Genomic DNA, 20,445 nt, shown 5'->3' on the forward strand with positions numbered 1-20,445 from the left:
GGAAAAATCATGGGTTTGGCTAAAGGATTGATCGGCTTGCTGTTGGCATTGCCGCTGCTGGCTTCGGCCGAGGAAATCGGTCAGGTCTCGACGGTGTTCAAGTTCGTCGGGCCGAACGACCGGATCGTGGTCGAGGCGTTCGATGATCCCAAGGTGGATGGGGTGACCTGCTACCTGTCTCGGGCCAAGACTGGGGGCGTCAAGGGTGGCCTGGGCTTGGCCGAGGACCGTGCCGAGGCGTCCATCGCCTGCCGTCAGGTCGGGCCGATCAGCTTCAAGGGCGAGCTCAAGGATGGGGAAGAGGTGTTCAGGGAGCGCACTTCGCTGGTCTTCAAGACCATGCAGGTGGTGCGATTCCTCGACAAGAAACGCAATACGCTGGTGTATCTGGTCTACAGTGATCGGATCATCGAGGGTAGTCCCCAGAACGCGGTGACGGCAATTCCGATCTTGCCGTGGGCTCACGCTCAATAACCCTGCCCGTCGATCGCTCGTGCGGGAGCAGGCCTGCTCCCGCATTTTTGATGTGCCTGTCCAATTGCAGGCAATAAAAAACCGACCCTGGGGTCGGTTTTTTAACGAGCGCGTCGCTTAGGCAGCAGCGGCAACGTTCAAGGCCTTTACGTGGCCATTCAGGCGGCTCTTATGGCGAGCAGCCTTGTTCTTGTGGATGATGCCTTTATCGGCCATACGGTCGATAACAGGCACAGCCAGAACGTAAGCAGCTTGGGCTTTTTCAGCGTCTTTTGCGTCGATGGCCTTAACTACGTTTTTGATGTAGGTACGAACCATGGAACGCAGGCTGGCGTTGTGGCTGCGACGCTTCTCAGCCTGTTTTGCACGTTTTTTGGCGGAAGGTGAGTTGGCCACCGTCGAGCTCCTCGAAAGACTTTTTGGGAAATAGCAAACAAAATAGGCCGCGAATCATGCCGATGAGTTGGGGTCTTGTCAAGGGCGGGTGACGCGTTCCGCTGAATGGCAGGTACATCGCACCGGATGATTTCTTTCCGGCGTGCGACCTGTAAACTCGCGGGCTTTGGCGCAGTGCTGTTGGCGGCGCGGAGTATCGCACAAGTGGGCGCGTTGTTCGCCTGCTGTTTATCGACAGGCAAAAACTCTTTTCATGAATCTGCTCAAATCGTTGGCTGCCGTCAGCTCTATCACGATGCTTTCCCGGGTCCTGGGGTTCGTTCGCGATACGCTGATCGCACGGATATTCGGCGCCGGTATGGCCACCGACGCCTTCTTCATCGCCTTCAAGTTGCCCAACCTGCTGAGGCGGATTTTCGCCGAAGGTGCGTTTTCCCAGGCGTTCGTGCCCATCCTGGCGGAATACAAGAACCAGAAGGGCGATGAAGCGACCCGTACGTTCATTGCCTATGTCAGCGGTTTGCTGACCCTGGTGCTGGCCCTGGTGACTGCGGCCGGCATGCTGGCCGCGCCCTGGATCATCTGGGCCACGGCGCCGGGCTTTACCGATACCCCGGAGAAGTTCCAGCTCACCACCGACCTGCTGCGGGTGACCTTTCCTTATATATTGCTGATTTCCCTGTCATCCCTGGCCGGGGCCATTCTCAATACGTGGAACCGTTTCTCGGTGCCGGCCTTCGTGCCGACCCTGCTCAACGTCAGCATGATCATATTTGCGGTCTTCCTGACGCCGTATTTCGATCCGCCGGTGATGGCGCTCGGCTGGGCGGTGCTGGTGGGAGGGCTGGCGCAGCTGCTGTATCAACTGCCTTACCTCAAGAAGATCGGCATGCTGGTACTGCCTCGCCTGAACCTGCGCGACAGCGGCGTCTGGCGGGTGCTCAAGCAGATGCTGCCGGCGATCCTGGGGGTTTCGGTGAGCCAGATTTCCCTGATCATCAACACCATCTTCGCCTCGTTCCTGGTGGCCGGTTCGGTGTCCTGGATGTATTACGCCGACCGACTGATGGAGTTACCGTCCGGTGTACTGGGCGTGGCCCTGGGCACGATCCTGTTGCCAACCCTGGCCAAGACCTACGCCAGCCAGGATCGCCAGGAGTACTCGCGGATTCTCGACTGGGGCCTGCGCCTGTGTTTCGTGCTGGTGCTGCCCTGCGCTCTGGCATTGGGGATCCTGGCCGAGCCACTGACTGTTTCGCTGTTCCAGTATGGCCAGTTCAAGGCGTTCGATGCCGCCATGACCCAGCGCGCCCTGGTCGCCTATTCGGTCGGGCTGCTTGGCATCATCCTGATCAAGGTCCTGGCGCCAGGTTTCTATGCTCAGCAGAACATCCGCACGCCGGTGAAGATTGCCATCTTCACCCTGGTGATGACCCAATTGTTCAACCTTCTGCTGATCGGCCCCCTGGCCCATGCCGGCCTGGCCCTGGCGATCAGCATCGGCGCCTGCCTCAACGCCGGGCTGCTGTTCTATCAGCTACGCAAGCAGAAAATGTATCAGCCGCAGCCGGGCTGGGGAAAATTCGGCCTCAAGCTGCTGATCGCCGTGGCGGTGATGTCGGCGGTCCTGCTGGGGGGGATGCATTTCATGCCGGCCTGGGGCGAAGGGCAGATGCCCGAGCGTTTCCTGCGCCTGGGTGTGCTGGTTGTCGCCGGCGTGGTGGCGTATTTCGGCATGTTGCTGCTGCTGGGCTTCCGTCTGCGGGACTTCAATCGCAAGGCCTTGAGCTGAGGCTTGGGCAGCGGTTTTGTCGGTTCGATCACTTTGGGTTACGGTGCTGCCTGTCGTTGACCGCCGGGTGTGGTTATAATCGGCCACTTTATGAGCAAGAAGCGCGTTATGCAGCTGGTTCGAGGCCTTCACAACCTGCGTCCCCGGCATCGGGGCTGTGTCGCCACCATTGGCAACTTCGACGGTGTTCACCGTGGCCACCAGGCTATCCTGGCGCGGCTGCGCGAGCGTGCGCTGGAGCTGGGCGTGCCCAGTTGCGTGGTGATCTTCGAGCCTCAGCCCCGGGAGTTTTTCGCCCCGGACACCGCCCCGGCCCGCCTGGCCAGGCTGCGAGACAAACTGCAGCTGCTGGCGGCCGAAGGCGTCGACCGGGTCCTTTGCCTGGCGTTCAACCAACGCTTGAGCCAGCTCAGCGCAGCCGAGTTCGTCGAGACCATCCTGGTGGATGGCCTGGATGTGAAGCATCTGGAAGTGGGCGACGATTTCCGTTTCGGTTGTGACCGGGCAGGGGATTTCGATTACCTGCAGCGGGCTGGCGCCGTCCATGGTTTTACTGTCGAAGCAGCGCAGACCGTCGAGATGGATGGCCTGCGTGTCAGCAGTACTCAGGTCCGCAATGCCCTGGCGGCCGCCGACTTCGAACTGGCCGAGCGCCTGCTCGGCCGGCCATACCGGATTGCCGGGCGGATCCTGCATGGGCAGAAGCTGGCGCGCCAGTTGGGCACGCCAACGGCCAACGTGCAGCTCAAGCGTCGTCGCGTACCGCTGACCGGGGTGTTCCTGGTGAGTATCGAGATCGACGGCAAGGCCTGGCCCGGCGTCGCCAACATTGGCGTACGACCCACGGTCCAGGGAGATGGCAAGGCCCATCTCGAAGTACATGTTCTGGATTTTGCCGGCGATCTGTATGACCGGCGTTTGACGGTGGTTTTCCACCATAAGCTGCGTGAAGAGCAGCGTTTTGCCTCTCTGGAGGCGCTCAAGGCGGCGATCCATGCCGATATCGCCGCCGCCCGTGCCCTTGTCGCAACCAGCGCCAATCGCTAATGAAGAGCCTTAAATGACCGACTATAAAGCCACGCTAAACCTTCCGGACACCGCCTTCCCTATGAAGGCCGGCCTGCCTCAGCGCGAACCACAGATTCTGCAGCGTTGGGACAGCATTGGCCTGTACGGAAAGTTGCGCGAGATTGGCAAGGACCGCCCGAAGTTCGTCCTGCACGACGGTCCTCCGTACGCCAACGGCACCATTCATATCGGTCACGCGCTGAACAAGATCCTCAAGGACATGATCGTCCGTTCCAAGACCCTGTCGGGTTTTGACGCACCTTATGTCCCGGGCTGGGATTGCCACGGCCTGCCGATCGAGCACAAGGTGGAAGTGACCCACGGCAAGAACCTGGGCGCGGACAAGACCCGCGAACTGTGCCGTGCCTACGCCACCGAGCAGATCGAGGGGCAGAAGTCCGAATTCATCCGCCTCGGCGTGCTGGGCGACTTCGCCAATCCGTACAAGACCATGGACTTCAAGAACGAAGCCGGTGAAATCCGTGCCCTGGCGAAAATCGTCGAGGGTGGTTTCGTGTTCAAGGGCCTCAAGCCCGTGAACTGGTGCTTCGATTGCGGTTCGGCCCTGGCCGAGGCGGAAGTCGAGTACGAAAACAAGAAATCGTCGACCATCGACGTAGCCTTCCCGATCGCCGATGAAGACAAGCTCGCCGCCGCATTCGGCCTGGGCAAGCTGGCCAAGCCGGCCGCCATCGTGATCTGGACCACCACCCCGTGGACCATCCCGGCCAACCAGGCGCTGAACGTCCATCCGGAATTCAACTATGCCTTGGTGGACGTCGGCGACCGGCTGCTGGTTCTGGCCGAAGAGCTGGTCGAGTCCTGCCTGGCCCGCTACAGCCTCGAAGGCTCGGTGATCGCCACCGCGCCAGGCTCGTCACTGGAACTGATCAACTTCCGCCATCCGTTCTATGACCGCCTGTCGCCGGTATACCTGGCCGACTACGTGGAACTGGGCGCTGGCACCGGCGTCGTTCACTCCGCGCCAGCCTATGGCGTCGACGACTTCGTGACCTGCAAGAAATACGGCATGGTCAACGACGACATCCTCAACCCGGTGCAGAGCAACGGTGTCTATGTGCCGTCCCTGGAGTTCTTTGGCGGCCAGTTCATCTTCAAGGCCAACCCGGCCATCATCGACAAGTTGACCGAAGTCGGCTCTCTGCTGCACACCACCGTCATCGAACACAGCTACATGCACTGCTGGCGGCACAAGACACCGTTGATCTACCGTGCCACCGCGCAGTGGTTCATCGGCATGGACAAGCAGCCCGTCAGTGGCGATACCCTGCGCCAGCGTTCGCTCAAGGCCATCGAAGAGACCAAGTTCGTACCGGCCTGGGGCCAGGCGCGCCTGCACTCGATGATCGCCAACCGGCCGGACTGGTGCATCTCCCGCCAGCGCAACTGGGGCGTGCCGATCCCGTTTTTCCTGAACAAGGAAAGCGGTGAGCTGCACCCGCGCACCGTCGAGCTGATGGAAGAGGTTGCCAAGCGCGTCGAAGTCGAAGGCATCGAAGCCTGGTTCAAGCTGGACGCCGCCGAACTGCTGGGCGACGAGGCGCCGCTGTACGACAAGATCAGCGATACCCTGGACGTGTGGTTCGACTCCGGCACCACTCATTGGCACGTGCTGCGCGGTTCGCACCCGGTGGGCCATGAAAACGGCCCGCGTGCCGACCTGTACCTGGAAGGTTCCGACCAGCATCGCGGCTGGTTCCACTCCTCGCTGCTGACCGGCTGCGCCATCGATAACCACGCACCGTACCGCGAGCTGCTGACCCATGGTTTCACCGTGGACGAGGCCGGGCGCAAGATGTCCAAGTCCCTGGGCAACGTGATCGCGCCGCAGAAGGTCAACGATACCCTGGGCGCCGACATCATGCGCCTGTGGGTGGCCTCCACCGATTATTCCGGCGAGATGGCCGTTTCCGAGCAGATTCTGCAGCGCAGCGCGGACGCCTACCGGCGCATCCGTAACACCGCGCGCTTCCTGCTGTCGAACCTGACCGGTTTCAACCCGGCCACCGACCTGTTGCCGGCCGAGGACATGCTTGCCCTGGACCGTTGGGCCGTGGACCGTACCCTGTTGCTGCAACGCGAGCTGCAGGAGCATTACGGCGAATACCGTTTCTGGAACGTCTACTCCAAGATCCACAACTTCTGCGTGCAGGAGCTGGGCGGTTTCTATCTCGACATCATCAAGGATCGCCAGTACACCACCGGCGCCAACAGCAAGGCACGTCGTTCGTGCCAGACCGCGCTTTTCCACATCAGCGAGGCGCTGGTGCGCTGGATCGCGCCGATCCTGGCATTCACCGCCGACGAGCTGTGGCAGTACCTGCCGGGCGAGCGCAACGAATCGGTGATGCTCAATACCTGGTACGAGGGCCTGACCGAGCTGCCGCAAGGCTTCGAGCTGGACCGTGCCTACTGGGACCGCGTCATGGCGGTCAAGGCGGCGGTGAACAAGGAAATGGAGATCCAGCGTGCGGCCAAGGCCGTCGGTGGCAACCTGCAGGCCGAAGTCACCCTCTACGCCGAGCAAGCCCTGGGCGCCGACCTGGCGAAGCTGGGCAACGAGCTGCGCTTCGTGCTGATCACCTCCACCGCCAGTGTCGCTCCATTGGTGCAGGCGCCGGCCGATGCGGTGGTCACTGAAGTGGCTGGCCTGAAGCTCAAGGTGGTCAAGTCGAGCTTCGTCAAGTGCGCCCGTTGCTGGCACTGCCGCGAAGACGTTGGCGTGAACCCGGAGCATCCGGAGATCTGCGGGCGTTGTGTCGACAACATCAGCGGCACCGGCGAGGTTCGCCACTATGCCTGATGTGGCGCCTAACGCAGCGGGTCGTTTCGGACGGCTGGGCTGGCTCTGGTTGAGCGTGCTGGTACTGGTCATCGACCAGGTCAGCAAGTTCCACTTCGAAAGCTCGTTGACCATGTACCAGCAGATCGTGGTCATCCCCGACTACTTCAGCTGGACCCTGGCCTATAACACCGGCGCGGCGTTCAGCTTCCTGGCCGACAGCTCGGGCTGGCAGCGCTGGCTCTTCGCGCTGATCGCCATCGTGGTCAGCGGCGTGCTGGTGGTCTGGCTCAAGCGCCTGGGCCGCGACGAAACCTGGCTGGCCGTGGCGCTGGCGCTGGTGCTCGGTGGCGCGCTGGGCAATCTGTATGACCGCATTGCCTTGGGCCATGTGATCGATTTCATCCTGGTGCACTGGCAGAACCGTTGGTACTTCCCGGCGTTCAATTTTGCCGACAGCGCCATTACCGTGGGCGCGGTGATGCTCGCCCTGGACATGTTCAAGAGCAAGAAAACCGGAGAAGCCGTCCATGACTGAGCAGCGTATCGCTCAAAATACAGAAGTGAAGCTTCACTTCGCCCTGCATCTGGAAAACGGCGACACCGTTGACAGCACCTTCGACAAGGCCCCTGCCGTGTTCAAGGTCGGCGACGGCAACCTGCTGCCAGGCTTCGAAGCTGCGATCTTCGGTTTCAAGGCCGGCGACAAGCGCACGGTGGTGGTGACGCCAGAGAATGCCTTTGGTCAGCCCAACCCGCAAAACGTGCAGACCATGCCACGCTCCCAGTTCCAGGACATGGAACTGTCGGAGGGGTTGCTGGTGATCTTCAACGACGCGGCCAATACTGAACTGCCGGGCGTGGTGAAGGCCTTCGACGACACCCAGGTGACGGTTGATTTCAATCACCCGCTGGCGGGCAAGACCTTGAATTTCGAAGTGGAAATCATCGACGTCAAGGCGGTTTAGGATTTAACAGGCAGTTCCTGCTGCCACTGATTCTCTGTGGGAGCGAGCTTGCTCGCTCCCACATGGGGTCTCCTTGTTTTCGGGCCTTTCGCTCGATTAACAGGCAAGCATTCAATTCCTTGCGCGCAAGACACGAGGCACAGCATGCAAATCAAACTCGCCAATCCCCGTGGCTTCTGCGCCGGCGTGGACCGGGCGATCGAAATCGTCAACCGCGCCCTGGAGGTCTTCGGGCCGCCGATCTATGTGCGCCATGAAGTGGTCCACAACAAATTCGTCGTCGAGGACCTGCGCAGCCGCGGTGCCATTTTCGTCGAAGAGCTGGACCAGGTGCCGGACGACGTCATCGTGATTTTCAGCGCCCATGGGGTTTCCCAGGCGGTGCGTACTGAAGCCGCCGGTCGCGGCCTGAAAGTATTCGATGCCACCTGTCCCCTGGTGACCAAGGTGCACATCGAAGTGGCGCGCTACAGCCGCGACGGTCGTGAATGCATCCTGATCGGCCATGAAGGACATCCGGAAGTCGAAGGCACCATGGGACAATACGATGCCAGCAATGGTGGCGCGATCTACCTGGTGGAGGATGAGGACGACGTGGCGGCCTTGCAGGTGCGCAACCCGGAAAAGCTCGCCTTTGTCACCCAGACCACCCTGTCCATGGACGATACCAGTCGTGTGATCGACGCCCTGCGCTCCCGCTTCCCGGCCATCGGTGGGCCACGCAAGGACGACATCTGCTACGCCACCCAGAACCGTCAGGACGCGGTCAAGCAACTGGCCGACGAATGCGATGTGGTGCTGGTGGTTGGCAGCCCGAACAGTTCCAACTCCAACCGCTTGCGTGAGCTGGCCGAACGCATGGGAACGCCGGCCTATCTGATCGACGGTGCCGAGGACATGCAACACAGCTGGTTCGATGGCATCGAGCGCATTGGCATCACCGCCGGCGCTTCGGCTCCCGAAGTCCTGGTGCGTGGCGTGATCCAGCAATTGCAGGCCTGGGGCGCCACCGGTGCCGATGAGCTGGCCGGTCGTGAAGAGAACATTACTTTCTCGATGCCCAAGGAACTACGCGTTCGCTCCCTGCTTTGAGTCTTTTTCGCACAATGCCTGTTCAGTTTTCTCGCTGCGCAGGCTGATGCGTCCGGTGCGCGCCAGCACCACCTGATGGTGGCTGATCGGCTCGCGTTTGCCGCAGACATGCAATGTACCGGCTTGGAAGGCGTCGCTGGGCAGTAACGCTTGCCCTTGGCTGCCAAACCTCACCGAACGCTTCACCGGCCAGTTGCCGACCACTCGCGCGCGGCCGCTGCGCTCCATCACCAATGTCTTCGCCTTGTCGTCCAGCGTGATCCGCCAGCCTCGGCCCCAATCGTCGTCTATTCCTCTGATCACGACGGTCCGGCTGCGCGTGATGGCTTCGCTGCGGGCGTTACGCAAACCGCTGGCCAGCAGTTGCGCGGCGTCCTTGCGTTCGGTGGCTTCGACCAGGGCTGTGTAGCTGGCGCTGGCCCACGGTAGAACAATTGCCGCAATCGCCAGTCCCATGAGCAGTTCAATGAGGCTGAAGCCCTGTTGGTGCATGACATCTCCTCCCTGGAGAATGGAAGCGGATTCAAGATCAATGGCCCATTGTGGCGAGGGGATAAAACCCCTCGCCACAGGTCGGTATTGGGCACAGGCGGTGGTTTGTTCTAGCGTGTACAAGCAGGTATAGCCGACGGCAACGGAGGGCATCGATGGATCTTCGTACAAAAGGTTTCACGCTGGTGGAGGTGCTGGTGGCCCTCGGTGTGCTGCTGATCCTGATCACCCTGGCGGTGCCTGCCTTCACTGGCTCGATGCAGGGCACCAAGGCCGATACCGAGATCGGCGATCTGCGTCGGGCGCTGAACTTTGCCCGCATGACCGCGATCGACCGTGGCACCACGATACGTATCCGCCCCACGGTGCAGGGCAGCGTCTGGAGCGGCGAGCTGGCGGTGTATGACAGTACTGGCACGCCGGCCAATGTATTGCGGGTTGTTCCAGCGATGAGCAGCGGCGCGACTCTGACGCTAACCTCAGAAGTGACCGGCATCGATTTCAACAACCTGGGCGGCTTGGCGGCACCGACCACGCCGGTGAGTTTCAATTACGTACGAGGGGCGCAGAGCAGGACGCTGAGTGTTTGCCTCAATGGACGAATCGTATTGGGTGGAAGTTGCGGATGAAGGGTTGCAGTAAAAGGACACAGGAGGGCATGACGCTGATCGAGGTGTTGGTGGCGATGCTGATCCTCGGCATAGGCTTGCTGGGCGCGGCGATGATCCAGCTCAACGCACTCAAATACACCGACAGCTCGCGCATGACCAGCCAGGCCAGTTTCATCGCCTACGACATGCTGGATCGTATCCGCGCCAACGCCGGCGCCGACTACACCGTCACCCCACCCACTTCGCCCAATCTCAACGTCGCCCGGGACCAGGATCTCTACGACTTCAAGACCAATATCACCAGTTTCGGCGGCGCCACGGCCACCGGCACCATCGCCCTGAACCAGCGGGTCTACACCATCACCATTTCCTGGGACGATGCCCGGGCCGCCAACACCAGCAACGCTGCCGAGGCACGGCGCAGCTTCGTGCTGACCAGCCGCGTCGCCGTCGACCCGGTGGCGACGCCATGAACAACCGTTGCCGGGGCTTCGGCCTGATCGAACTGATGATCGCGCTGGTGCTCAGCCTGATCATCGTGCTGGGTGTGGTGCAGATTTTCATTGCCGCGAAAAACACCTATGTCAGCCAGAACGCAGCAGCAGTCATGCAGGAAGATGCACGGTTCGCCCTGAGCAAGATGCTCCAGGAGCTGCGCATGGTCGGCATGTTCGGCTGCCTGGGAAGCATTACCGACGCCTCGTCCGCGGGGGATTTCAACGCCAGCCAGGTCACGCCGATCCGTTGGGACAACGCCAATCTCAGGATGACCCTGGTCACGGCGGATGTGGGCAGCAACGCAGGGGTGCCGACCTGGACGGTCGTTTCCGATTGCCGCACCAGCGCGACCGCCTACACCGGAGCCCGGGCGCCTGCGGCCGGGCAACTGGCCTTTCCCATACGCCGGCTGGTCTACAGCTTCAGCAATAACCAGTTGTTGATGGGCACGGGCGCCGGCAACCCGACCCTGGCGGTGCTGGTGGACAACGTGCGGGCGTTCAACGTGACCTTCGGCGTCGCGGGCAGTTCGACCGACATCGCGGCATCGAGCTACACCGGCAACCCGGCGGATCCGGCCCTGATCCGCAGCGTGCGCCTGACCCTGACGCTGTACGACCCGAAGAACAACGTGCGCGACCAGACCTTCAACGTGGTTGCCGCTTTGCGCAATCGGCTTTTGTGAGGGCGGCGAGAATGAATCCGAGATCCAATGGGCACCGTCAGCGTGGCATGGCCCTGCTGGTCAGCCTGGTTTTCCTGCTGCTGCTCACGCTGATCGGCTTGTCGTCGATGCAGAGCGCCACGCTTCAGGAAAAAATGACCAACAGCGTCATGCTGCGCAATCAGTCATTCCAGACGGCCGAGGCGGCGTTGAGGATGGGGGAGAGCGCGGTACAGGCCGAGACGTATTCGCTTGCGGTCTGTACCACTGCCACCCAATGCGCGCCTCCGGCCGAGTCGGCGACGCTCACGGCAGCCGGGCGCAACTCCTCGTCGGGAGTGACCTGGGTCGCCGCCGCTGGTGGGTTCTACGGTGTACAGAACATCGGCACCACCCTCACGGCGGTCAACGTACCGAGCAACACGTCGGCGACGCTGTACCGGATCACGGCGGTGGCCGTGGCGGGAAATAACCAGCGCAGCGTGGTGGAGAGCATCTATGCGAAATATTGAGGCGCTCCGGGGCTGGATGCAGTTGATAGGGGGGGCGCTGCTCAGCCTTTACCTGGCGGCGCCGGCCTATGCGTTCACGCCCTCGGAGTCGCCGCTGTTGAGTGCGGCTGCGGTTACGCCGAACGTGATGCTGCTGATCGACGATTCGGGAAGTATGAACAACATCATCTGGGCGTCGGGGTTCGATCCAACGGCGGCGCAACCGCGCACGTTTGCATGCAACTCCAGCAGCAGTTGCAATGACAGGTACGAGCTGGACCTGGACGATTCGAACATCCTGCTAGTGAGCCTGTTGCGCGGTGGCTGCTCCTCCGGTTGGTACGGCTTCTATCGTTCCACCATCGGCCGGGTCTGTCTCCGGCTCCCGGATCCGGTAGGCGGTGGCAATACCCGCTATACCGCCAGATACCTGGCCTATCTCGTGACCCTGGCCAACGGTTCGAGCCGGGACTTCACCACAGGCTCGATTCCCACCGACTATCGGATAAACGTGGCGCGCGACGTTTCCAATGATCTGGTCGCCGGCAACCGGGCCTTGCGCATCGGCCTTGCCACGTTCAATCCTCCCAACAGCGGCAACTCAGGTCCGGGCGGTTACATCGCCCGGGCCATCAGCGACCTGTCACCCGTCAGTGGCAGCGTCACCCAGACCCAGGCCAATGCCAACTACAGTGCCCTGGTCACCGCCATCAATGCCCTGGGAGCCGTCGCGAATACGCCGTTGGCCGAGAGTTATTACGAGGTCACCCGTTACTTCAGGGGCATGGCGCCGTATTACAACGGCACGCCCAGTACCTATACCAGCCCGATCCAGTACCGCTGCCAGAAAAACTTCGGTGTGGTGATCACCGACGGCTTGCCCACCTATGACCGGACGTTTCCCACCAACGATCCCCTAGGCGGCTCACGCTTGCCGAACTGGGATGGCATCGGCACCAACGATGGCGACAATCCCAGTGGCGACGCCGAGGGCGACACGCTCTACCTGGACGACATCGCCAAGTTCGCCTTCGATATCGACATGCGTGCCACCGGTACCGACGCCACCGGCAAGAGCTGGAACTCGACGGACTTTCCCCGGCAGTACCTCAACACCTATACCGTCGGTTTTGCCGTCAATAACCAGATGCTGTCCGACGCGGCCCGTTATGGCGCGGGCCGGTATTACCCGGCGTCCGATAGCGAGGGCCTGAGCTCGGCCCTGTCATCGGCCCTGAGCGATATCACTTCAAAGGCCGGCTCGGGAGGGGGCGGCGCCGCCAACAGCGCCACGTTGTCCAGCACTTCCAGTTTCTACCAGACCACCTACGACCCCAAGGACTGGCGCGGCACCATCCGGGCGTTCGGCTTCACTTCGGCAGGTACCGTCAACACGGCAGCGGTGCAATGGACCACCGATACCGCCATCGTGCCCGGCGCCACCGCCCCGGTCTATCAGTCCTGGAACAGTGCGACCAACACGCCGGTGACCCTGGCCTATGGCAACTTCTCACCGGCCCAGCAGACCAGTCTCAGCCAGAACCTGCCCACGGGCATCACCGGCAACGACCTGGTGGAGTGGAGCAAGGGGGTCAACAAGACCGGCCTGAAGGTGCGCAGCGCGTTGCTGGGGGACATCATCAATTCGCCCCTGGTGCTGGCATCGCCCAATGACCAGACCGCCGCAGACCTGCTGAACGACACCAGCTACAGCAATTACCTGACAACCAAGGCGACGAACATGAACGCCAGCCTGGCGGTGAATGCCAACGACGGCTTCTTCAGTGTCATCAACAGCACCAACGGGACTCGGCGCTACGCCTATATGCCTTCGAGCGTATTGCCGTCCCTGCAATTGATCGCCAATACCGGCTACGTCAACGGTGTCAGCCACAAATTCCTGGTGGACGGGCAGATCGGGGTATTCGATACGCAACTGGGCAGTGCCTGGAAGACCATCGCCGTGGGAGGGACGGGGGCCGGGGGCAAGGCGTTCTTCGCCGTGCAACTGTTCGACGCGACGGCCGGCAACACGATCCGGGCGTTGTGGGAAATCAGCGCACCGGCCGTCGCCAATACGGCCAACGTCTTCAACGACCTGGGCTATGCCTACGCGCGCCCGGAGGTCGCCCGATTGGCGGATGGTCGCTGGGCCGCGTTCATCTCCAATGGCTACGGCAGCCATTCCGGCGTGGCCGCGCTGTATGTGGTGGATATTCGCGACGGCTCGTTGATCAGGAAGATCGTCATCAACAGCAGCGAGACCGATAACGGCCTGTCTTCGGTCAAACTCCGGGTCAACTCCCAGAATGTGGTTCAGGCCGCCTACGGCGGCGACCTGAAAGGGCGCATGTGGAAGTTCGACCTCAGCGGCACCTCCCCGACCACCTGGGGCCTGGCGTTCGCCGGCCAGCCGTTGTTCACCGCACCGGGTGGCGCGACCCAGCCGATCACGGTTCAACCCTTGCTGGCGGACAACCCCCAAGGCGGCGTCCAGGTCTTTTTCGGTACCGGCAAGTTCAACGAGGCAGTGGACAAGCTCAACAAGGACCTGCAGGGCTTCTACTCGATCTGGGACGCTCCCGGAGGCACCGGGCAGGTCACCGTGTCGAACCTGCAGGCCCAATCGATCACCGGGGTTTTTTCAGGCAGCACAGGGGGGCAATTCGTGACCACCAGCCAGACCAACGTGGCTTACCCGGTGCGCAAGGGCTGGTACCTGCCCTTGGTGTACAACAATGCGTTGACGGGGGAGCGAGTGATCAATCCGGCCAACCTGGTACTCGGACGCGTTGTGTTCACCACCGCCGCAGTGGACACCACCGACCCCTGTGCCAGCTTCGGTACTGGCAAATTGATCGAAGTGGATGCTTTCAACGGTAAGATGCTCAACTATGCGGTGCTCGACACCAACGGTGACGGCATGCTCAACAGCCTCGACACGATTTCCGCCGGGGTGGTCTTCACCGGTGGTATCCCGACCTTGAGTGCCGTCGTCAGTGCCAACGGCGCCACCAACATGGTCGTGAACGACTCCGGCGGCGGTATCACCGACCTGCTGGGGAAAGCCGTTGGCGGCAGCCGCCGCATCATGTGGCGGCAAATACAATGAGGGATAGACATGCGCAGAGCCAACCGGGGTTTCACCTTGATCGAAATCATGATCGTGATCGCCATCATCGGTATCGTGATCACCGTCGGTTATCCGAGCCTGACCGAGTACATGAAAAAAGGCCGTCGCGCCGAAATCGCCGGCCTGCTGTCGGAACAGGCGCAGATCCTCGAACGCTACTATTCGAAGAACAATGTGTACACCAATGCCACCGGGCTGAGCAGTGGCAATGATTTCTACACCATCACCCAGACATTGGCGGACCAGAGCTTCACCCTGACCGCCGTACGCAAAAGCGGTTCGTCCATGGCCACGGACAAGTGCGGTGATTTCACGATCAACAACACGGGCGCCAGGGGCATGCTCAACGCCGCTGCCGGGTTGACCGCCAAGGATTGCTGGGGCCGCTGAGTTTTTTATCCGGGCGCTCTGCGGCGCTCCTGTCTTATGAGTCGAATCGGAACATGATCAGGCAACAACAAGTGGTGGTTGTCGGCGGCGGAGTCATTGGCCTGCTGACGGCGTTCAATCTGGCTTCGGAAGGCCAGCGCGTGGTCCTGCTGGACCGTTCCAGTGTCGGCCAGGAGTCGTCCTGGGCTGGTGGCGGTATCGTGTCGCCGCTGTACCCCTGGCGCTACAGCCCGGCGGTTACGGCGCTGGCGCATTGGTCGCAGGATTTTTATCCACAGCTGGGGCAACGCTTGTTCGCGACTACCGGAATCGACCCCCAGGTGCATGTCACTGGCCTGTATTGGCTGGACCTGGACGATCAGGACGAAGCGTTGGCCTGGGCCGGGCGGCAAGGACGTCCGTTGCGGGCTGTGGACATCTGCGCCGTCCATGATGCGGTTCCGGTACTGGGGGCGGGTTTCTCCCGGGCGATCCATATGGCTGACGTAGCCAATGTGCGCAATCCACGGCTGGTTAAATCCCTCAAGGCCGCCTTGCTGGCGTTGCCCAACGTCACCCTGCATGAACAGTGCGAAGTCAGCGGCTTCATTCGTGACGGCGGGCGTGTCGTCGGGGTGGACTGCTCGGCGGGGCAAGTGCGTGGCGACCAAGTGGTGCTGGCCGCCGGTGCCTGGAGCGGTGAGTTGTTGCAGACGCTGGGATTGAAGTTGCCCGTCGAGCCGGTCAAGGGCCAGATGATTCTGTACAAATGTGCATCGGACTTCCTGTCCAGCATGGTTCTGGCCAGGGGCCGTTATGCAATCCCACGTCGCGACGGGCATATCCTGGTGGGCAGTACGCTGGAGCATGCAGGTTTCGACAAGACTCCCACCGATGTCGCGTTGCAGAGCCTCAAGGCTTCGGCAGAGCAATTGATTCCGGGGCTGGCAGATGCCGAAGTGGTCGGCCACTGGGCCGGGCTGCGGCCTGGGTCGCCGGAGGGGATTCCCTATATCGGTGAAGTCCCGGGGGTTGCCGGCTTGTGGTTGAACTGTGGGCATTACCGCAACGGGTTGGTATTGGCGCCAGCATCGTGTCAGTTGCTGGCGGATGTGATGCTGGGGCGTGAGCCGGTGATTGATCCTGCGCCGTATGCGCCGGCGGGGCGGATGTAGGGGCTTGCGGTTGTACTCCGATCCAATGTGGCAGCGAGCCTGTTCGCGATGGCGTCCTTGCAGTTGGTCAGTTTTTTGACCGAGTACATATCCATTGCTGCGGTAACGGCCACCTATGGTTTCGCCCTTACGGCGACCTACTTTCTTTCAAACGCCAAAGAAAGTAGGCAAAGAACGCTCCGCCCCAGCGTACGGCCCCTCGCCAAGGCTCGGGGTTCCTTCGCTCCGGCATTCATCAGGGGGGCATCGGCTCCGGTCCGCTGCGCTTGACCTCCACTCGATGGGTTCGACTGCGTCGAACGGCGCTGCGCGCCATCCCCCTGATGAACGCCTGCGCTCAGCCTGCCGAAGGGGCGGAAGATCAAAAGCCGCGGCGCCGCTTATAGCTCGACACGGCTCTCGAAAGCGTACACAGACCCATTGTGGGAGCGAGCCCTGCTCGCGATGGCGGTGGATCAGTCGATGCAAATGCTGAATGACAGACCGCTATCGTCGGATCGCCGCCCGGAGCAGGCTCGCTCCCACGAGGATTGACGTTGGCTGAGAAATAACCGGCCGCCGCAGAGTTGTTGTGAACCAGCTGACAGCTGTTCGAGATTTGTGGGAATGGTCGGACAACGTCCAAGCTGAAGCTGATTTTTCCGACGAGCTTTGGCGGTTGCCGGGTGGGAAGGCTTATCGCTAACCTTTTTCGGTCGCTGCCAATTCAGCGTCCGGGCGTCGCGGTCTGTCTAAAACTTGGTAATCCATTTTCTTGTTGGAGTACCGCAATGAGTGACAAATCTCAATCACGTTCAGAAACCAACAACGCTTCTCCCTGTTCCAGCCTTAATCCAGAAAAGCTCGATGAAGCCGCCAAGCGCGCCCTCGACTATTACCTGACCCCTGCACCTGAAGTCAAAAAGAAGCCAGCCTCAAACCAATTGTTCACCGTCGTGGAGGGCGTAGACGCCGAATGTCTCCTCGCCAACCTGAGCGAAACCCTGGCATCCGCCAACGCAACGCTAAGCGACCTGGCTTTCGAGCTTGATGGTTCGCGCCGGCATGTTGCCCTGGGTGTGCAGCAACTGATCGAGCTGAGCGAATTGCTGGCTAATCGAGTGTTGGATGAGCGGGTGCCGGTGGCAGTGGATTAGAGGAGATGTTGCAGCTCAGTGGAGCTGCAAGGCAACACAAGATCTGTGGCGAGGGGATTCATCCCCTCGCCACAGGGGGCAGCATGGCTCTTGGTTGATCAATCCAACCCCAACTTCTTCAACCGGTACCGCATCGACCGAAACGACAACTTCAACCGCTGCGCCGCCGCCGTGCGATTCCAGCGGGTTTCCTCCAGGGCCTGGAGGATGACTTTGCGTTCGACGTCCTCCAGATAGTCTTCCAGGTTGTCGACCCGCATCAGATCGGGGTTGGTGGTGTCGGTGATTCCATTGCCTTCGGCCAGGCGTAGGTCGCCGGCTTCGATCTGTTGGTGCTCGCAGAGCGTATAGGCCCGTTCGAGCATGTTTTCCAGCTCTCGCACGTTACCGGGGAAGCGGTAGTTTCGAAGGGCCTCGAGGGCTTGGGGATGGAGCCTGGCGGCTGGGTTGCCGGTGGTGGCAGCCAGGCGCTGGAGCATGTGGTTGGCCAGCGGTTCGATGTCTTCGCGGCGTTCGCGTAGGGGCGGGACGCGCAGTTCGATGACGTTCAGTCGATAGTACAGGTCCTGGCGAAAGCGTCCGGCGGCGACTTCGGCGTCCAGGTCCTTATGGGTGGCGCAGAGGATGCGGACATCCACCACTTCCTCCTGCTGTCCGCCAACGGCGCGCACGGCTTTTTCCTGGATCGCCCGCAGCAGTTTGACCTGCATCGCCAGAGGCAGGTCGGCCACTTCATCGAGAAACAGGGTGCCACCATTGGCGGCTTGGAACAGGCCGGGCTTGTCCTCGATGGCGCCGCTGAAGCTGCCTTTTCGATGGCCGAAAAACTCGCTTTCCATCAGTTCTGTCGGAATGGCCCCACAGTTGACTGGCACGAAAGCCTGGCTGGAGCGTGGCCCTTGCTCATGGATCAGGCGCGCCACCAGTTCCTTGCCGCAACCCGATTCCCCGCTGATGTAGACCGGTGCCTGGCTGCGGGCGAGTTTCTCGATCTGTTTGCGCACATTGCGCATTGGCGGAGAGTCCCCCAGCAGGCAGCGTTCGATGGTGGCGGTCGGGGCGGCGACTGTCGGCAGGCGCAGGGCGCTGGCGACCAGTTCCCGCAGCCGGCCCAGGTCCACCGGCTTGGTAAGAAAATCAAAAGCCCCTGCCTTCAAGGCGTCGATGGCTATTTCCAGGCTGCCATAGGCGGTGATCATCGCCACTGGCAATTGGGGATAGCGCTGCTGGATGTGCTGTACCAGCTCCAGGCCCGTGCCGTCGGGCAGGCGCATGTCGGTCAGGCACAAGTCGAAGGCATCGCTCGCCAGCAGGGCACGGGCCTCGGCAAGGTCCCTGGCGCTGCGGGTGTCGAGTTTCATCCGTCCCAGGGTGATGTCCAGGAGTTCGCGGATGTCCGGCTCGTCATCGACGATCAGGATTCGTTGCCGTGAGCGTGTATTCAAATCTGTTTCCGTCCATGAGCAAAAGTGATGCGAAAGCAGCCGCCGCCTTGGCGTGGTTTGAAGTCTAGGCGGGCCTGGTTGCTTTCGCACAGCTCACGGGACAGGTAGAGCCCAAGGCCGGTGCCCTGGCTGCTGGTGGTAAAGAAGGGTTCGAACAGGTGCGCCTGCTGGTCCGGCGTCACGCCGGCGCCGTTATCGATGATGTCCAGGGTGGGCAGGTGGCTGTGAGGGTCGATGAACAGATTCAGCCAGGCCTCGGCCTGTTCATGAAGCTGCGCGCTGTGGCGCCAGGCGTTGCGCAGCAGATTGTCGACCACTTGGGTCAGCTGATCCGGATCCATGAGCGTGGTGTAGTCGCCCGGCTCTATGCTCAGGTGCAATTGCTGGTATGCGGCCGCGCTTTGGCGCGCCTGCTGGACAAACTGGTCGAGCCAGGCGCGAAGATCCAGCCGTTGGGGCGTGGTCTGCTGGCGGCGGGAAAGCTGCAGGACGTTTTCGATGACGCGGTTCATTCGCTGGGAGTGATCTTGAATAATCTGCGTCAGACGCCGGTCTGCGTCGTTCAGTTCCTCGGATTCGCGCAGCAATTGCGCCGCGTGGCTGATGGCCCCCAGGGGATTGCGGATCTCATGGGCAATACCGGCGGTGAGGCGCCCGAGGGAGGCGAGTTTCAGTTGCTGGGCCTGCTGGGCCACCTGGGCCAGGTCTTCGAGGAATACCAGAATCTGATGCTGTTCGTTGTGCCCCAGGGCGATGAAGCTCGGTTGCAGGGTCAGGCCCGTGCCGGCGATGGTCAGGCTTGGCGGACGCAGGCTGGGGTTGTTCTGCCACAGCAGCAGACGCTCGACCAGGGCCGTGGAGTAGTCGTCGATGGGCTGGCCGATCAGGTCGTGCATGCCCAGCAGGTTCAGCGCGCTTTCGTTGGCCAATTGCACCCGCCGCTCACGGTCCAGGACCAGGATGCCGGTGCGCATGCGTTGCAGGATCAGCGCGTTGAGCGCTTCGAGGCCGATGACTTCACTGGCGCGCTGCTCGGCCAGGGTTTCACTGGCTTCCAGGCGCCGGGTCAGGCCCTGCACCAGCAGTGCTGCGGCAAAGCACAGCGCTCCCAGGGTGCCGGCCTGTAGATAACTGCTGGGACGGTTCGAATCGCTCAGGCCGAGAAAAAACGTCGAACTGACGATGCCGAGGGTGGCGACGGCCGCGATCAACAGGCCGATGCGGCCTCGCAGCAGCGTATTGCCGATGGCCACGGAAACGATGAGCAGGTTGCCGACGGCGCTGGGGGCGCCGCCTGCGGCGAAGAACAGCCATGAAAGCAGCAAGACGTCGGTCAGTGCCAGGCCGAACAGCCGGGCAGGGCGCCGAGTGTTTTCAAGAAACACCACCAGCAGGATGTTCAGGACCAGATACAACCAGCTGCCGCTGCGCAGCAGGTCGTCGCTGGCGAACTCCAGCAGGCGGTTATCCATGTTGCTGGTAATCAGTAGCACCAGCGTGATGCCGATGCTCAATCGGTACAGGTGATACAGGCGCAGCAGGCGTTGCGTCTGCTTGACGCGAGGGCTCGCTGTCTCAGTGGTCACGAGGACCTGGGCCTTGCTCGAGATGAGCCTGGCTGCAATACCACTGTTGTTCGAGGGCCAGCGCCCGGTCCCGGGGCAGGTGTACGCCGCAATGGGCGCAACGAACCATGGGGGAAGGGTCCCGATCCTGGGTGGAACGCGACGAGCGGGAGCCGGACTTCATCCCGCGAAAGATCCATATGGCGGCGGCGACAACGGCGAACAAGATCAATAAACGAAGCATGATGGGGAGCTTTCTGGCAAGTGATCCGG

At 61.7% G+C, this 20,445-nt stretch carries 20 protein-coding genes; 15 read left to right on the forward strand and 5 right to left on the reverse strand.

Annotated elements, in window-relative coordinates; genetic code table 11:
• Positions 1–9: 9 nt before the first annotated feature.
• On the forward strand, positions 10–474 hold the full coding sequence (locus tag BW992_RS11295; protein WP_072398594.1) for a CreA family protein: 465 nt from the start codon (positions 10–12) through the stop codon (positions 472–474).
• Between the two features lie 117 nt (positions 475–591).
• On the opposite strand, the gene rpsT is transcribed toward BW992_RS11295, so the two are convergent.
• Positions 592–870: a 30S ribosomal protein S20 gene (gene rpsT / locus BW992_RS11300; protein WP_020798646.1), complete on the reverse strand. Its 279-nt coding sequence runs from the start codon at positions 868–870 to the stop codon at positions 592–594.
• A gap of 253 nt (positions 871–1,123) precedes the next feature.
• Between rpsT and murJ the strand changes: the two genes are divergently transcribed.
• The 6 genes from murJ (at position 1,124) to ispH (ending at position 8,593) form a co-directional block, all read left to right on the forward strand.
• Positions 1,124–2,662, forward strand: coding sequence for a murein biosynthesis integral membrane protein MurJ (murJ, locus tag BW992_RS11305; protein ID WP_072398595.1), 1,539 nt, complete (start codon positions 1,124–1,126; stop codon positions 2,660–2,662).
• A gap of 108 nt (positions 2,663–2,770) precedes the next feature.
• Positions 2,771–3,709 (forward strand): bifunctional riboflavin kinase/FAD synthetase, encoded by a 939-nt coding sequence (ribF, locus tag BW992_RS11310; protein WP_072398596.1) that lies wholly within the window; start codon positions 2,771–2,773, stop codon positions 3,707–3,709.
• Positions 3,710–3,722: 13 nt separating this feature from the next.
• Positions 3,723–6,554 (forward strand): isoleucine--tRNA ligase, encoded by a 2,832-nt coding sequence (gene ileS / locus BW992_RS11315; RefSeq protein ID WP_072398597.1) that lies wholly within the window; start codon positions 3,723–3,725, stop codon positions 6,552–6,554.
• Positions 6,547–7,071, forward strand: a complete 525-nt coding sequence (gene lspA / locus BW992_RS11320) for a signal peptidase II (protein WP_072398598.1) — start codon at positions 6,547–6,549, stop codon at positions 7,069–7,071. Before ileS ends, lspA begins: the two co-directional genes overlap by 8 nt.
• A complete protein-coding gene (fkpB, locus tag BW992_RS11325) occupies positions 7,064–7,501 on the forward strand; it encodes an FKBP-type peptidyl-prolyl cis-trans isomerase (RefSeq protein WP_072398599.1) in 438 nt (145 codons plus the stop codon). Before lspA ends, fkpB begins: the two co-directional genes overlap by 8 nt.
• Before the next feature lie 144 nt (positions 7,502–7,645).
• Positions 7,646–8,593 carry a 4-hydroxy-3-methylbut-2-enyl diphosphate reductase gene (gene ispH / locus BW992_RS11330; RefSeq protein ID WP_072398600.1) on the forward strand — a complete coding sequence of 316 codons (948 nt, stop codon included), beginning with the start codon at positions 7,646–7,648 and terminating at the stop codon, positions 8,591–8,593.
• Here ispH and BW992_RS11335 read toward each other — a convergent pair.
• On the reverse strand, positions 8,570–9,085 hold the full coding sequence (locus tag BW992_RS11335; protein ID WP_072398601.1) for a GspH/FimT family pseudopilin: 516 nt from the start codon (positions 9,083–9,085) through the stop codon (positions 8,570–8,572). The two genes, ispH and BW992_RS11335, sit on opposite strands and share 24 nt — an antisense overlap.
• A 155-nt stretch (positions 9,086–9,240) precedes the next feature.
• On the opposite strand from BW992_RS11335, the gene BW992_RS11340 reads away from it, so the two are divergent.
• The 8 genes from BW992_RS11340 (at position 9,241) to BW992_RS11375 (ending at position 17,162) form a co-directional block, all read left to right on the forward strand.
• Positions 9,241–9,714, forward strand: coding sequence for a GspH/FimT family pseudopilin (locus tag BW992_RS11340; protein WP_072398602.1), 474 nt, complete (start codon positions 9,241–9,243; stop codon positions 9,712–9,714).
• Complete coding sequence (gene pilV / locus BW992_RS11345) at positions 9,711–10,169, forward strand: type IV pilus modification protein PilV (protein ID WP_072398603.1); 459 nt, start codon at positions 9,711–9,713, stop codon at positions 10,167–10,169. Before BW992_RS11340 ends, pilV begins: the two co-directional genes overlap by 4 nt.
• A complete protein-coding gene (locus BW992_RS11350) occupies positions 10,166–10,879 on the forward strand; it encodes a PilW family protein (RefSeq protein WP_072398604.1) in 714 nt (237 codons plus the stop codon). The genes pilV and BW992_RS11350 overlap by 4 nt, the downstream gene beginning before the upstream one ends.
• A gap of 11 nt (positions 10,880–10,890) precedes the next feature.
• On the forward strand, positions 10,891–11,370 hold the full coding sequence (locus BW992_RS11355) for a pilus assembly PilX family protein (protein ID WP_072398605.1): 480 nt from the start codon (positions 10,891–10,893) through the stop codon (positions 11,368–11,370).
• On the forward strand, positions 11,357–14,461 hold the full coding sequence (locus tag BW992_RS11360) for a pilus assembly protein (RefSeq protein ID WP_076406240.1): 3,105 nt from the start codon (positions 11,357–11,359) through the stop codon (positions 14,459–14,461). Before BW992_RS11355 ends, BW992_RS11360 begins: the two co-directional genes overlap by 14 nt.
• A gap of 9 nt (positions 14,462–14,470) precedes the next feature.
• Positions 14,471–14,872, forward strand: a complete 402-nt coding sequence (locus BW992_RS11365) for a type IV pilin protein (RefSeq protein ID WP_072398607.1) — start codon at positions 14,471–14,473, stop codon at positions 14,870–14,872.
• Between the two features lie 53 nt (positions 14,873–14,925).
• Positions 14,926–16,026, forward strand: coding sequence for a glycine oxidase ThiO (gene thiO, locus BW992_RS11370; RefSeq protein ID WP_072431998.1), 1,101 nt, complete (start codon positions 14,926–14,928; stop codon positions 16,024–16,026).
• A gap of 770 nt (positions 16,027–16,796) precedes the next feature.
• Positions 16,797–17,162 carry a DUF6124 family protein gene (locus BW992_RS11375; protein WP_072398609.1) on the forward strand — a complete coding sequence of 122 codons (366 nt, stop codon included), beginning with the start codon at positions 16,797–16,799 and terminating at the stop codon, positions 17,160–17,162.
• A 98-nt stretch (positions 17,163–17,260) separates the two neighbouring features.
• Here BW992_RS11375 and BW992_RS11380 read toward each other — a convergent pair whose 3' ends face one another.
• Genes BW992_RS11380 through BW992_RS11390 form a run of 3 tightly spaced genes read right to left on the reverse strand, consistent with a single transcriptional unit; the run spans position 17,261 to position 20,416 of the window.
• Positions 17,261–18,607: a sigma-54-dependent transcriptional regulator gene (locus tag BW992_RS11380; protein ID WP_072398610.1), complete on the reverse strand. Its 1,347-nt coding sequence runs from the start codon at positions 18,605–18,607 to the stop codon at positions 17,261–17,263.
• Positions 18,604–20,193 carry a sensor histidine kinase gene (locus tag BW992_RS11385; RefSeq protein ID WP_072431995.1) on the reverse strand — a complete coding sequence of 530 codons (1,590 nt, stop codon included), beginning with the start codon at positions 20,191–20,193 and terminating at the stop codon, positions 18,604–18,606. The genes BW992_RS11380 and BW992_RS11385 overlap by 4 nt, the downstream gene beginning before the upstream one ends.
• Entirely contained in the window at positions 20,183–20,416 is a 234-nt protein-coding gene (locus tag BW992_RS11390; RefSeq protein ID WP_072431994.1) for a PP0621 family protein, read from the reverse strand. Before BW992_RS11390 ends, BW992_RS11385 begins: the two co-directional genes overlap by 11 nt.
• Positions 20,417–20,445: the final 29 nt, after the last annotated feature.

Source organism: Pseudomonas sp. 7SR1, assembly GCF_900156465.1.
Lineage (GTDB): Bacteria > Pseudomonadota > Gammaproteobacteria > Pseudomonadales > Pseudomonadaceae > Aquipseudomonas.

Bases quoted from the DNA above. Each gene is read 5' to 3' on its own strand.
- BW992_RS11295 (WP_072398594.1), top strand. From the start codon at position 10: ATGGGTTTGGCTAAAGGATTGATCGGCTTGCTGTTGGCATTGCCGCTG.
- murJ (WP_072398595.1), top strand. From the start codon at position 1,124: ATGAATCTGCTCAAATCGTTGGCTGCCGTCAGCTCTATCACGATGCTT.
- ribF (WP_072398596.1), top strand. From the start codon at position 2,771: ATGCAGCTGGTTCGAGGCCTTCACAACCTGCGTCCCCGGCATCGGGGC.
- ileS (WP_072398597.1), top strand. From the start codon at position 3,723: ATGACCGACTATAAAGCCACGCTAAACCTTCCGGACACCGCCTTCCCT.
- lspA (WP_072398598.1), top strand. From the start codon at position 6,547: ATGCCTGATGTGGCGCCTAACGCAGCGGGTCGTTTCGGACGGCTGGGC.
- fkpB (WP_072398599.1), top strand. From the start codon at position 7,064: ATGACTGAGCAGCGTATCGCTCAAAATACAGAAGTGAAGCTTCACTTC.
- ispH (WP_072398600.1), top strand. From the start codon at position 7,646: ATGCAAATCAAACTCGCCAATCCCCGTGGCTTCTGCGCCGGCGTGGAC.
- BW992_RS11335 (WP_072398601.1), bottom strand. From the start codon at position 9,085: ATGCACCAACAGGGCTTCAGCCTCATTGAACTGCTCATGGGACTGGCG.
- BW992_RS11340 (WP_072398602.1), top strand. From the start codon at position 9,241: ATGGATCTTCGTACAAAAGGTTTCACGCTGGTGGAGGTGCTGGTGGCC.
- pilV (WP_072398603.1), top strand. From the start codon at position 9,711: ATGAAGGGTTGCAGTAAAAGGACACAGGAGGGCATGACGCTGATCGAG.
- BW992_RS11350 (WP_072398604.1), top strand. From the start codon at position 10,166: ATGAACAACCGTTGCCGGGGCTTCGGCCTGATCGAACTGATGATCGCG.
- BW992_RS11355 (WP_072398605.1), top strand. From the start codon at position 10,891: ATGAATCCGAGATCCAATGGGCACCGTCAGCGTGGCATGGCCCTGCTG.
- BW992_RS11360 (WP_076406240.1), top strand. From the start codon at position 11,357: ATGCGAAATATTGAGGCGCTCCGGGGCTGGATGCAGTTGATAGGGGGG.
- BW992_RS11365 (WP_072398607.1), top strand. From the start codon at position 14,471: ATGCGCAGAGCCAACCGGGGTTTCACCTTGATCGAAATCATGATCGTG.
- thiO (WP_072431998.1), top strand. From the start codon at position 14,926: ATGATCAGGCAACAACAAGTGGTGGTTGTCGGCGGCGGAGTCATTGGC.
- BW992_RS11375 (WP_072398609.1), top strand. From the start codon at position 16,797: ATGAGTGACAAATCTCAATCACGTTCAGAAACCAACAACGCTTCTCCC.
- BW992_RS11390 (WP_072431994.1), bottom strand. From the start codon at position 20,416: ATGCTTCGTTTATTGATCTTGTTCGCCGTTGTCGCCGCCGCCATATGG.